Origin of the sequence: Klebsiella sp. B345, assembly GCF_051131735.1 — a bacterium.
In the GTDB taxonomy this organism is placed as follows: domain Bacteria; phylum Pseudomonadota; class Gammaproteobacteria; order Enterobacterales; family Enterobacteriaceae; genus Klebsiella.
Genome location: NZ_CP180443.1, coordinates 3,454,041 through 3,467,414, shown reverse-complemented (window position 1 = coordinate 3,467,414; position 13,374 = coordinate 3,454,041). Strand labels below are relative to the sequence as shown.

Genomic DNA, 13,374 nt, shown 5'->3' with positions numbered 1-13,374 from the left:
GTTACTCCTTATGCCGCAATAGCGTTCATGATCGCCGGGACGGAAAGTTCCGCCAGCGGGATCTCCGCGACCTGCTTGCGATCGCGCATAATAATCACCCGGTCGGCGTAACCCACCAGCTCTTCCAGCTCCGAGGAGATCACCAGCAGCGCCAGACCATCGGCACACAGAGTTTCAATCAGGCGAATAATCTCCGCATGCGCGCCGACATCAATACCGCGCGTCGGCTCATCGAGGATCAGGAACTGCGGTTTGGTCAGCAGCCAGCGGGAAAGCAGCACCTTCTGCTGGTTGCCGCCGGAGAGAAACTCGATCGGCTGTTCCGCGCTGGGCGTGCGGATCCCCAGCTGACGGATAAAGCGTTCGGCAATGTCATTTTGTTCGCGCCGTGGAATCGGTCGTAACCAGCCGCGCTGAGCCTGCAGCGCCAGCACGATATTTTCCCGCACCGATGCCGCAGCAATAATGCCGTCGGTTTTACGATCTTCAGGGCAAAAACCAATCCCCAGACAGGAAGCCTGATGCGGCGATCGCAGCCCCTGCGGTTTACCTTTGATCCACGCCGTTCCGCTGTCCGCCGGTTTAATCCCGAAGATCACTTCGGCGGTTTCGGTGCGCCCGGATCCCAGCAGCCCCGCCAGCCCGACGATTTCGCCGGGGCGAACTTCGAGGTCAAACGGCGTAATAACGCCCTTCTTGCCGTAGCCGGCGAAGGCCGCAACCGGCTTGTCACTAAGCAGAGTGCGGCCCGCGCGGTGCAACGCATCATGCTCCAGCTCGCGGCCAAGCATCATCTTCACCAGCTCAATCTGCGGCAGCTCGCGGGTTTCCCGACAGCCGACAAACCCGCCGTTGCGCAGGACGGTGATCCGGTCACTGACGGCATACACCTGGTCGAGGAAATGGGTGACAAAAATCAGGCTGACGCCGTCGTCGCGCAGCTGGCGCATCAGGGTGAAGAGCATCTCCACCTCCTGGGTATCCAGGCTGGCGGTAGGCTCATCGAGGATCAGCACTTTCGCCGACAGGTCAATCGCCCGACAGATGGCAACAATCTGCTGCATCGCGACCGAAAAGCGGTTCAGGGGTTCGCGAACGTCGAGGGAGAAACCGTAGGACTCCATCAGGGCGGTGGCGCGCCTTTCCATCTCTTTGCGCCGCAGCAGGCCAAAACGACGCGGTTCACGGCCGATAAACAAGTTATCCGCCACCGACATATTCGGCAGCAGGTTAACTTCCTGATAGACCGTGCCGATCCCTAGCTGCTGGGCATGTGCGGTATTTTTCGGCGATATTTCCTGCCCTTCCAGCCAGATCGCCCCTCGATCGGCGTGATAGACGCCGGTGAGGGCTTTAATCAACGTCGACTTACCGGCCCCGTTTTCACCGAGCAGAGCCATGATTTCACCGCGTCGCAGGTTAAAATTGACGTTATCCAGCGCTTTGACGCCGGGGAAAAACTTGCTGAGCCCTTCCGTGCGAAGGATTTCCTGATGTGATTCGCCGTTCATGATCTCCCCTCACCTTTACCCTCTCCCGATGGGAGGAGAGGGCGCTCAGCCGTACTGTCGCTATCGGCAAAATCCCGGAGGCGGCGCTGCGCGCCTGTCCGGGTTACCCGGTCCGTAGACGGCGGTGAACCTGGATCCCGGTAAGCAGAGCGCCACCGGGAACATGGCCTGTTTGAGCTACTCAGTAGCCCATATCTTTCTTCTTCTCTAACTCTTCTTTCGCCGTGTCCGGCAGATACAGCGTCGATTTGGTAATGGTCAGCTTTTCAGGCAGCGTGCCGTCTTTCTTATATTTCTCCAGCGCGTCAAACGCCGGCCCGGCCATATTTGGCGTCAGCTCGACGCTGGCATTCGCTTCGCCGGTCATCATCGCTTTATAAATATCCGGTACGCCGTCGATAGAGCCGGTCAAAATATCTTTGCCCGGTTTCAGACCCGCTTCTTTAATGGCCTGGATGGCGCCAATCACCATGTCATCGTTATGCGCGTAGACCATGCAGATGTTCTTGCCGTTGTTCTCCGCTTTAATAAAGCTCTCCATGACCTCTTTACCTTTGCTGCGGGTAAAGTCGCCGGACTGCGAGCGGATAATCTTAATGTTCGACGCCTTCGCTATCGCTTCGGCAAAGCCTTTCTTACGGTCAATCGCCACGCTCGCGCCCACGGTACCCTGCAGCTCGACGACGTTACACGGCTTGCCGTCGACCGTTTTCACCAGCCAGTCGCCAATCAGCTGACCTTCCAGCACGTTATTGGCGGTAACGGTGGTCATGTAGAGATCTTTGTCTTTAACATCAATCGAGCGGTCGAGCAGGAATACCGGGATTTTGGCCTGTTTGGCTTCTTTCAACACCGGCTCCCAGCCGGTCGCAACCACCGGAGCGATAAAGATGGCATCGACGCCCTGAGCAATAAAGGAGCGGACGGCTTTAATCTGGTTTTCCTGTTTTTGCTGGCCGTCGGCAATCTTCAGAGTGATACCGCGTTTCGCGGCTTCCTCTTTCGCCACGTTGGTTTCAGCGGCACGCCAGCCGGATTCAGACCCGACCTGTGAAAATCCTACGGTCAGAGGGGCAGCCATTGCCATAGACGACATAGCTGCGGAAACTGCTGTGACAAGGAGTAAGCGCTTCCACATAAAAAGATCCTCGTAGGGTAACGTTGAGTGAAATCGTCATCTGCGGACAAACTATAGACAACCCGTGATGTAACTGAATGCGTTACATCACACTTCGAAAAAGTAAATTAAATGTTAAAGAGCGGGGTTTATGGCAGCTGAGAGCAGATAAGGCTTCGCGCAGGGCGCGGCCACCGACGTACACGGTGAAATTTTACCCATCTTGAGAAATCAAACAGATACAATGTAAACGGTTACATTAATTTATTCAGGATGCGGCTATGTTTATGGATTTTCAGGTCGTTTTTTGCGGGAAAATTCAGACAACCGGACGCTGTGCGGAACAAAAAGAAGCGAAGACATTCGATGTGAGTTGGCTATAATACCCGGCACTTGTTTGCCATACATTTTAAAGGAAACAGACATGAGCTTACTCAACGTACCTGCGGGTAAAGATCTGCCGGAAGACATCTACGTCGTGATCGAAATCCCGGCGAATGCAGATCCTATCAAATACGAAGTCGACAAAGAGAGCGGTGCACTGTTCGTTGACCGTTTCATGTCCACCGCGATGTTCTATCCGTGCAACTACGGTTACATCAACCACACCCTGTCCCTGGACGGTGACCCGGTAGACGTGCTGGTCCCGACGCCGTATCCGCTGGAGCCAGGCTCAGTGATCCGCTGCCGTCCGGTTGGCGTTCTGAAGATGACCGACGAATCTGGTGAAGATGCGAAACTGGTTGCTGTACCGCACACCAAGCTGAGCAAAGAGTACGATCACATCAAAGATGTGAACGACCTGCCAGACCTGCTGAAAGCCCAGATCACCCACTTCTTCGAGCACTACAAAGATCTCGAAGCGGGCAAATGGGTTAAAGTTGACGGTTGGGACAACGCTGAAGCGGCTAAAGCTGAAATCGTTGCTTCCTTCGAGCGCGCTAAGAAGTAATTCTGCCGCACTCTGGTTAGCGAAAAACACCGCCTCAGGGCGGTGTTTTTGTTTCTGCCACGAGCCGCTTTCCCGGGTGGCGGCTAACGCCTTATCCGGGCTACAAAAAACAACGCCACCCGAAGGTGGCGTTGTCGTTATTAATACTGGTCTCTGTCTAACCAGTTACCGCTCTCTATCAACGTAAAGCCCTCTACGGGCCGCTGATAGACATACATCCACGCACTGCCATAAGGCGTCTGGATCAAGTGACGTGCGTATTCACCGCCTTTGGTGCGCAGCGCATCCAGTTCGGCCAGCGTTGATGCGTCAATACGATACACTTCACCATGTACTGTGCCATTGCCCGGCACCGCGCCTGGATAGTGGCCCAGACTGTACAGCTGATAATCGTTGACACTATGATCGCCCAGCCACTGAGCGTTAGTCATCCAGTGGCTGTTGCCTTGTTTGCGTCGTAAACTGCCGTAAACAAATATTCGCATTGCTAAAACTCAAACTGATAGAGCAAATCGAGAGCCTGGTCTACGCCAGACACCGCTTCCATATATAGCTTAGGCATCAGACGATAACGTAGAGTCAACGTCGCCAGGGAGTCAAAGATACCGACCCCATATTTTACCTGCAGACCTGGCAGTACATAGCCGCTGACTACGACCTGGGAGGAGTCACCTACCCCCTGGGTATCCAACGCCAAATTGCTTACGCCAAACGTCTCGCCGATTTTACCCACAACCTGACCACTTTGTGCAACCCCCAGGCCAACAAGCATTGATGTCATCGCTGCTCCATCACCCTGTTCGCTACTCAATCCCTGGCCACGCAGCAGGTAAGAAAGTGCTTCCTGTTGCGACATCGCCGGGTCAGAGAAGATTTCTGCCTTCGGCTGATCGGCCAGGCCGGTTACCCGCACCCCGGCCACAACGTCATCTTCTGTTGCATCCGGGTTACGAATCGCTTCGATGTTCAGCAGCGGCTGATCCGGTGGCCCGGAGAACAACAGCTCCCCTTTACGCACGATCAGATCCTGGCCGTAAGCGTGGAAACGACCTTCCGGAATATTGATCTGCCCGTTCAGACCCAGACCTTGTTTATCCTGGGCCACTTTCAGATCGCCGGTCAGACGGGCCTTCAGACCAAAGGCATCCAGGCGCACGTTGTTGCCAACATGAATGGTCAGATTGCTGTTGATCGGGATCCCGGCGCTCTGCGGCTTGACCGGCTGCAGATCGTTATTCAGCATGACCTCGTCCGAAGAGACCCCAACAGCGCTTTCCGGCACCTCATTGACGACGATACGCGCCCACGGTACATCCACGCTGCCATCCAGACTAAACAAGCTTGGCGTGGCGGTAAAGACCACGTCAGGCGATACGTCGAGGCGCACCATCGGCGGCACGGTAATACGAACCCGACTGCCCTTCGCCGCAATCTGCGCCCGCCAGTTGTCAATCTGGGTCCAGTCGGCATTACCGCTCAGGCTAATCTGGCCCTGTTTGGTATTTACCGTGCCCTGCAGCGTGGAACGTGTGCCGTTGAAGTTCATCGCCAGCTGGCTCGGCTGCATATCAAACGGCATAAAGTTACCGTCAATATCGATACCGCCCAGTTGCATCTGACCGAACAGCTGCGGGCTTTGCAGATTGCCACCAAGGCGCAGGTGCGCGTTAAGCTTCCCATCCGCCTTTTCTCCCCGCGAGAAGATAGGGTTAATCATCGCCAACGAGAAGTTGTTGATATTCACATTCCCGCCGAGGTTACGACGCCCCTGCGGATCGCTGATCTGGACCTGGCCATCCAGTTGACCGTTGTTGGTCAGGCGAATCAGCCAGCCGAGCTCCGCGCGGTTGTTATGCAGGTCGGCGGTAAGATTCAGCGTATCAAAAGCCACCGGCAGCGGCGCGTCGTTGACCACCTGCGTCACTTTCACATTGCGTCCGTTGAGCGTCACCTTACCTTGCGGCAGCCCCTCTTTGGTGGTGTCCCAGCTGACATCGGCATTGCCGCTAAACACGCCGCTGGCCTGAGTCGCCTCCGGCATAAACGGCTTCAGCATCGCCAGGTCAAAGCGGTTCAGATTCACAACCGCCCGCCCGCTTGCTCCCGCATCAATAGTTTGCGGTACGCACAGCTCCGCATTCGGGTTGCTCCAGCAGTGCGGCCCGATACTGATTTTTTGCTCAAGGTTGCGATAATCCAGCGCGATGTTGCGCGTCAGGGAGACCGGCCCGACCGGGGTCTGGAAGCGGGTATTACTCAGCGTCCCCTTCCAGCGCTCCTCTTTACGGTCAAAGCTTCCCGCCAGCGACAGCTGCCCGGAAACCGGTTCGCCCTGGACTTTCAGCTGCAGGTCATGTTGCTTCTCGTTACCTTTGGCGTTCAGCTGCACCAGGCTGATATTGACCCCTGGCTGGCTGATACGGTCTACTCGCACATCCAGATTGCCACCAATCTGGTCGCTGGACTTCACATCACCCTTCACATTGACCTGCGCTACCGTCAGTTCCTGCCAGCGTAGCGCACGGGCGGTGATATCAGCCAGCAGCTGCGGCGCGTCGACGGTACCGCGGACTTTCAACAGCCCTTTCGCCGTGCCGCCAAGGCCCGGCAGCGCATTATCCAGATTCGGTGCATCAATGGTGGCGTCGAGGTTCAGATCTTTGACCCCCAGCTCGCCTTTCACGTCGGCGCTGTTCTTACCAAGTGCCAAATGCAGGCCGGGGATTTTCCACTGCATGTAGCTGTTGCCCTGCAAGGAGCCGCTGACGTCGACCTTATTCTGTTTCACGTTACCGGTGATTTTCAGCTCCGGAACCGACATCTGCCAGCTCCCACCGTACAGGCTACCCTGGGTTTTGATCAGCCCGTTCAGTTTTGACGGCCAGTCCGGCACCTCTTTGGCCGTATTAATGCCGTCGAGCGTCAGCTCACCGCGCCAGCTGATCGCCTGCTGCCAGTCCAGCAGCGCTTTCAGCTCGGTTTTCCCTTCCAGCGCCGCCACCGTCAGCTTATCGAGGTTTAGCTGCTGTTCGTTCCCTTTAGCATTGAGGGTGATCTTCGCCGGCGGCAGCGACTGCCCCTTCACCGCGGTACTGAACGCCATGGTGTAGTCGGTCATCTTGCCGTTAAATTTCAGCAGTACATCGTCGGCCTGGAACTGTTTTTCGCCGCTAAATGGCCAGTACAGCTGCTTGCTCTTCAGCTCCATATTCAACGGCAGCCCGGCTTCCGCCAGCTGTGCGTCGGCACGCAATGTCATGGCGACGGAGCCGGCTAAATCTACGGCAACGTCCAGCTTTTTACGCACCTCGCCGCCGACTTTCAGCATCACCTTCTCGCCTTTCAGCGGATCGATGTTCAGCGTGCTGTTGAGGGTGATATCGACCGGCCAGTTATCCTGCAGCTGCGCGCTACCCGAGGCGTTGACTTTGCCCTGATCGGAATCGACATCCAGCGCGTCCAGCTTCATATGTCCGTCGATGCTGCTGACTTTCAACAGCAGGCTGTAGACGGTCATGTCGGTATCGCCGGTGACCCGTAGTTGCTCGCCACGGAACTCCTGAATATTCAGATTCAGCGGCAGATGCACGTCGGCCATTTCCGGCAGCACCGGCTTCGAGAAGAGATCTTTCATCGTCTCGCCGAGCGGTTTTTCTTGCGGCTGCGGGTTGTCAATCTTCGGCTCAACCACCTGCTCCTGCGCCACTTTCGCCACCTTCGGCAGCGCAATCAGCAGCCCCTGCAACGAGGTCGGCGTCAGGGTCAGATTCTTCTCCTGCCAGTTCAGGCCGGTCGAGAAGTCCCGCACCGACACGGCGGTGTTATCAATCTTGACGTTCACGTTTTGCAGCGCAATACGGCTCAGGGTGATGGGATACGGCGTCGAGAGATTCAGCGGTCCCGTGTCTTCTTCTTCCACCGGCGCAGAAGGCGGCATTTTGCTGGTATCAATCGCCACATAGATATCGCGCAGCGACAGGTCATTCACACACAGGCTGCTATCCCACAGGCACCGGACTTTGACCGCCAGGTGGAACTGCCCGGCAGTGACCGCCACGCCCGGTTGTTCAAAGCGCACGTTTTGCAGCGTCAAATCACGCCAGCCGCCGGTGACCTTGCCGATCTCCAGGCCGGGAACCCAGCGGTCCGCCGCCTTCAGCACCAGATGCAAACCGCTGGTCGTACCGACCAGGAACGCCACGGTCCCCAGCAGCAGGACCACAAAGATCAGTACTCCGAGGCTTATCTTCTTCCATAAACTCATAATTCAGGCCCCAGACCGATGTAAAACTGTAAACCATGCTCGTCTTTGTCGCCGACCGGCGCGGCAATATCCAGCTTGATTGGGCCAACCGGCGACTGCCAGCGCACGCCGACCCCGGCACCGGTTTTAAAATCGCTCTTACGGATATCGCTCACCGCTTCGCCGCTGTCGACGAACACGGCACCCCACCATTTTCCGCTGACGTTGTACTGATACTCCAGCGAGCCGGTGGCCAGCTTGGAGGCACCGATTAACTTGCCATCGTCATCTTTTGGCGAGATCGATTTGTATTTATAGCCGCGGATGCTGCGATCGCCCCCGGCGAAGAAGCGCAGGTCCGGCGGAACTTTGTTGAAGTCATCGGCTTCAATCCAGCCGAGATTGCCACGCACCACAAAACGGTGGCGGTCGTAGAGCGTACGGATCCACACATCCTGCGCCTGCGCGACAATGAAGTTAATATCCGAGCCCCACATGGTGTTGGAGTAGTCCACCGAATAGCGCTGAGAGTCGCCCCAGGTCGGCATCAGACCGCCGCGCGAGCGGGTACGGTTAACCGACACGCCAGGATAGATCAGCATCGTGGTGTTGGTCACGTTGGCCTGGGTAAAGTGGTCGAGACTCCAGCGCAGGTTGATGGCGCGCTGCCAGCCGCTGGAGAGCTCCCAGTAACGCGATACCGCCAGCGTTGAGGAGTCAGCTTTGGTGTCGTTGAGGTCCGTGCGCTTAAAGCCCCCCTGCATCAGGTAATACTGTTCAAGCGGGTTTTTTAACAGTGGGACTTTGTAGCTAAAATCGAGCTGCTGTTCCGGTGCGGAGAGGCTGAGGCTGGAGGTCAGGCTATGGCCATAGGAGTTCATCCATGGCTTTTTCCAGGTTGCTTTGACCCGCGGACCGACGTCCGTCGAATAACCAACCCCGGTTTCAACGGTGTTCTCTTTGCGAGGCGAGACCACGCCGTGCAACGGCAGCACTTTGGTCTTACGTGATTTATCAAACTCCGGCGCCACCACCACCGAGCTAAACCAGCCGGTGGCCGCCAGACGGCGGTTAAGCTCTGCCAGATCCTCAGAGGTGTAGTAATCCCCTTGTTTAAAGGGCACCAGGTTTTGCAGATATTCGTCGCGAATTTGCGACCCGCTGAACGTTACGTCACCAAAACGATAGCGCTCACCGCTGTTGTAGTCGATATCCCAGAACGCCTGGTGACGACCAAGCGCGATGCCAAGCTGGCTTTTATTGAATTCGCCGTCGAAGTAACCTTTGCGCAGCGCAACATGGGTCAGGGAACTTTTGAAACCGTCATAATCGCCTTGATTAAGCACGGTGCCGATGGCCGGGCGTTTTTTGAGTAAATCCAGATAGTCACGGTCAGTCCGTGCCCCACCGCGCAGAATCACCTCCGTGCCGCCAATGCGCACGGGTTCACCGGGCGTGACCTTCGCAATCAGCACCTGTCGGCCTTTTTTCGGTGGCGGACGGAGATCGAAGTCGATCGTCGGCTCGTAGTAGCCCAGGGCTTTCAACCCTACGCGAATGGCATCATCCACACGCGCACGAAATCGACGATCCGGCGTAACTTCATCGCTCTGGATCGTAGAAAGTTGAGCCCGGACGTTTTTTTCCAGCTCTCCGGACAACCCCTCAACCTGCAAACGCACGTTTGCGGCGCTAGCGACCCCGCTGACCAGCAAAAGGCTGGTGACACATAACTGGCGGATTTGTAGCACATTTTCTCCTGAATATCCTTGTTTCCCCCCGCAGGAAACGAAAGCGCCGTTCCACGGCTTAACAAAACCCCAACAACGTAGGGTTGAAAAAGTGACGCGAACCCAAATAATTCTTATATATAAATCTAGACGTATCGAGCGCGTTTATTGTGTAAAAAGACACGCTTCGTTACAACCTTAACCACAACTTATGTTTTTGAGAGGCCAACCGTGAGTCTATTTGATAAAACGCATCTTGTCGCCCAGGCGGATGCGCTACCAGGACGCAACACGCCCATGCCGGTGGCAACACTTCACGCAGTCAATGGCCACTCGATGACCAATGTCCCTGACGGCATGGACGTTGCGCTGTTCGCGATGGGCTGTTTCTGGGGCGTCGAACGCTTGTTCTGGCAGCAGCCTGGCGTTTATAGCACCGCTGCAGGCTATACCGGCGGCTACACGCCGAACCCAACCTATCGTGAAGTCTGTTCGGGTGAAACCGGTCATGCCGAAGCGGTACGTATCGTTTACGATCCGCAGGTCATCAGCTACGCGCAACTGTTGCAGGTGTTCTGGGAAAATCACGACCCAGCGCAGGGGATGCAGCAGGGTAACGACCATGGCACCCAGTACCGCTCGGCGATCTATACGCTGACTCCGGAACAGGATCAGGCGGCGAAGGCTAGCCTGGCCAGCTTCCAGGCGGCGATGCGTGACGCCAACGATACCCGCGTCATCACCACGGAAATTGCCCCGGCGAAACCGTTTTACTATGCCGAGGACGATCATCAGCAGTATCTGCACAAAAATCCGCACGGCTACTGCGGCCTTGGCGGGATTGGCGTCTGTCTGCCTCCGCAGGCCTGAAATGGTGAATCGCTGAAGTGAGTAATTAACGCTCTGGCGGCTTTACAGTAGCTTACGCTATACTACCCTGTGTTATAGCCGGTCCAGTGCCTTCGGACCGGTTTTTTATGTATGCCACATTAGAGTTATCAACTTCCCTTCCGAGGATCTGGCCACACGGCTAGATAAACTATGTTAAACAGTATTTTAGTAATACTTTGTCTGATTGCCGTCAGTGCATTTTTTTCGATATCGGAAATCTCACTGGCCGCCTCACGTAAAATCAAACTCAAACTGCTGGCCGATGATGGCAATGTGAACGCGCAGCGCGTTCTCAAAATGCAGGAAAACCCTGGGATGTTTTTCACCGTCGTGCAAATCGGCCTGAACGCGGTGGCCATTCTCGGCGGTATCGTCGGCGATGCAGCATTTTCACCGGCGTTCAACAGCCTGTTAAGCCGCTATATGTCAGCGGAACTGTCCGATCAGCTCAGCTTTATTATCTCCTTTACCCTGGTCACCAGCCTGTTCATCCTGTTTGCTGACCTGACTCCGAAACGCATCGGTATGATTGCGCCAGAAGCGGTAGCTTTGCGCATCATCAACCCGATGCGCTTCTGCCTGATGGTGTTCCGCCCGCTGGTGTGGATGTTCAACGGCATGGCCAACAATATCTTCCGCCTGTTTAAAATACCGATGGTGCGCAAAGACGATATTACTTCCGATGATATTTACGCGGTGGTCGAGGCCGGCGCGCTGGCGGGGGTGCTGCGTAAGCAGGAGCATGAGCTGATTGAGAACGTGTTTGAGCTGGAATCCCGTACCGTTCCGTCCTCCATGACCTCGCGTGAAAATATTATCTGGTTCGATCTGCACGAAGATGAGCAGAGCCTGAAGAGCAAGGTGGCGGAACATCCGCACTCCAAGTTTCTGGTCTGTAATGAAGATATCGACCATATCATCGGCTACGTTGACTCAAAAGACCTGCTCAACCGCGTGCTGGCAAACCAGAGCCTGGTGCTGACCGGTGGCGTACAGATCCGTAATACGCTGATTGTTCCGGATACCCTGACGCTGTCAGAGGCGCTGGAAAGCTTTAAAACGGCGGGTGAAGACTTCGCGGTGATCATGAACGAATACGCGTTGGTGGTGGGAATTATCACCCTTAATGACGTCATGACTACCCTGATGGGCGATCTGGTCGGCCAGGGGCTGGAAGAGCAGATCGTGGCGCGCGATGAGAACTCATGGCTGATTGACGGCGGTACACCAATCGACGACGTGATGCGCGTGCTGGATATCGACGAGTTCCCGCAGTCCGGTAATTATGAAACCATCGGCGGCTTTATGATGTTTATGCTGCGTAAGATCCCAAAACGCACCGATGCGGTGAAGTTCTCCGGCTATAAGTTCGAGGTGGTGGATATCGACAACTACCGCATCGACCAGCTACTGGTGACGCGGATCGACAACAAACCGACGGTGCTGGTCCCAAAGCAGGCCGAATCCACGGATAGCGAAAAAGAACCCGCATAACCCCCTTCCCTGAAACGAAAGGCAGAGATTCTCTCTGCCTTTTTTATTTGCCGAATGTGAAGCTGCTCACGCCACTCAGCCGATAGCAGATTTTTACTGCTCCATAGCGAAACGTTCATGACTCCCTTTTGCGCAAAGGGGTAACTTTGCTCGCGTCTCTACAATCATATTCCGATTTTCAGGAAACGAGGGTTACCATGATAGAAGCAAATAAAAATTACTATATCAGCTGTCTGTTCTTTCTCTTTTTCTTTATAGGCTGGGGGTGCTGCTACCCCTATTTATCATTATGGCTGACCGAAACCATCGGTATCAATTACACCGACGTCGGTCTGGTATATTCCTTTACCGCGATTATTGCCGTCTGCGTCCAACCGTTATTTGGGTTTGTCTCCGATAAATTAGTTTATCGTAAAAACCTGATGTGGATGCTGGCCATTATTATTACCTTATTCGCCCCCTACTGGATTTACGTCTTCGCGCCATTATTAAAAATTAACGTCTTTCTCGGGGCGTTGGCCGGCGGCATCTATATTGGCATGGCCTATGGTGCCGGTTGCGGCATTTGCGAAGCCTATATTGATAAAGTCAGTCGCGCCTCCGGGTTTGAATTTGGTCGTGCCAGAATGTTTGGCGGCATTGGCGCCGCGATCGGCACCTTTGCCGCCGGCAAGCTCTACGGTATCGATCAGAACATGATCTTCTGGCTGGCGAGCTGCGCCGGGGTGTGCCTGCTGGTGATTGTCTGGAAAATGCAGATTAGCCCTCGCGCGCAAGGGGCAATGTCATCAGGAAAAGTCACGCCGGTGACCCTGCAGGACGCGACATCGTTGCTGAAGATGAAGAAATTCTGGTTCTTCGCCATCTACATGATCGGGGTGGGTGCAGTGTATGAAACCTACGACCAGCAGTTCGCCATCTACTACAGCCACTTCTTTGAAAGTAAAGCGCGCGGCGCGGAAGTCTTTGGCTATTTAACCACCGGGCAGATTTTCCTCGATGCCGTGGTGATGTTTTTTGCACCGTGGTTTGTGAATAAAATCGGCCCGAAAAACGCCCTGCTGTACTGCGGGATGATCATGAGCCTGCGCATCATTGGTTCGGCCTGGGCCGTTGGCCCGGTCTCTATCAGCCTGATTAAACTGCTTCACGGCTTTGAAAGTTCGGTATTACTGGTTGCTGCATTGAAATATATCACCGCCAACTTCAATCCACTGCTTTCCGCCACCGTTTATTTAATCGGCTTCCAGTTTTCGAAAAGCTTTAGCTCTATTTTCCTTTCCACCGGTATCGGCCATATGTACCAGAGCATGGGGTTTACCAGCAGTTATATCGTGCTGGGCAGTATCGCCTTGTGCTTCACCCTGATCTCGGCCATTACGCTGAACAACGCGCGCATTTTTGCTCCGCAACCGGCGCCCGCTCATTAATTCAAG

Annotated in this window: 9 protein-coding genes; 4 read left to right on the top strand and 5 right to left on the bottom strand. The window is 55.2% G+C overall.

Translation table 11 applies throughout. The features are described 5' to 3' along the window. Positions 1-8 precede the first annotated feature (8 nt). Entirely contained in the window at positions 9-1,511 is a 1,503-nt protein-coding gene (gene ytfR / locus ACMYSO_RS16260) for a galactofuranose ABC transporter, ATP-binding protein YtfR (RefSeq protein WP_434586620.1), read from the bottom strand. A gap of 181 nt (positions 1,512-1,692) precedes the next feature. Beyond that, a complete protein-coding gene (gene ytfQ / locus ACMYSO_RS16255; RefSeq protein ID WP_434665929.1) occupies positions 1,693-2,649 on the bottom strand; it encodes a galactofuranose ABC transporter, galactofuranose-binding protein YtfQ in 957 nt (318 codons plus the stop codon). 403 nt (positions 2,650-3,052) lie between these two features. On the opposite strand from ytfQ, the gene ppa reads away from it, so the two are divergent. Next, positions 3,053-3,580: an inorganic diphosphatase gene (ppa, locus tag ACMYSO_RS16250; protein ID WP_005134479.1), complete on the top strand. Its 528-nt coding sequence runs from the start codon at positions 3,053-3,055 to the stop codon at positions 3,578-3,580. A 140-nt stretch (positions 3,581-3,720) separates the two neighbouring features. Here ppa and ACMYSO_RS16245 read toward each other — a convergent pair whose 3' ends face one another. From ACMYSO_RS16245 to tamA, 3 genes are read right to left on the bottom strand one after another with little or no spacing between them, the layout of a single operon-like run. Continuing rightward, positions 3,721-4,065, bottom strand: a complete 345-nt coding sequence (locus tag ACMYSO_RS16245) for a gamma-glutamylcyclotransferase family protein (protein WP_434586624.1) — start codon at positions 4,063-4,065, stop codon at positions 3,721-3,723. A gap of 2 nt (positions 4,066-4,067) precedes the next feature. After that, positions 4,068-7,844, bottom strand: a complete 3,777-nt coding sequence (gene tamB / locus ACMYSO_RS16240; protein WP_434665926.1) for an autotransporter assembly complex protein TamB — start codon at positions 7,842-7,844, stop codon at positions 4,068-4,070. After that, positions 7,841-9,574: an autotransporter assembly complex protein TamA gene (gene tamA, locus ACMYSO_RS16235; protein WP_434586626.1), complete on the bottom strand. Its 1,734-nt coding sequence runs from the start codon at positions 9,572-9,574 to the stop codon at positions 7,841-7,843. Before tamA ends, tamB begins: the two co-directional genes overlap by 4 nt. Before the next feature lie 210 nt (positions 9,575-9,784). On the opposite strand from tamA, the gene msrA reads away from it, so the two are divergent. The 3 genes from msrA (at position 9,785) to ACMYSO_RS16220 (ending at position 13,368) form a co-directional block, all read left to right on the top strand. Continuing rightward, the gene (msrA, locus tag ACMYSO_RS16230; protein ID WP_434665923.1) at positions 9,785-10,423 is read left to right on the top strand and encodes a peptide-methionine (S)-S-oxide reductase MsrA; all 639 of its coding nucleotides are present in this window, start codon (positions 9,785-9,787) and stop codon (positions 10,421-10,423) included. A gap of 171 nt (positions 10,424-10,594) precedes the next feature. After that, a complete protein-coding gene (locus tag ACMYSO_RS16225) occupies positions 10,595-11,938 on the top strand; it encodes a hemolysin family protein (RefSeq protein ID WP_434586629.1) in 1,344 nt (447 codons plus the stop codon). Between the two features lie 197 nt (positions 11,939-12,135). Next, positions 12,136-13,368, top strand: a complete 1,233-nt coding sequence (locus ACMYSO_RS16220) for an oligosaccharide MFS transporter (RefSeq protein ID WP_434665920.1) — start codon at positions 12,136-12,138, stop codon at positions 13,366-13,368. Positions 13,369-13,374 lie beyond the last annotated feature (6 nt).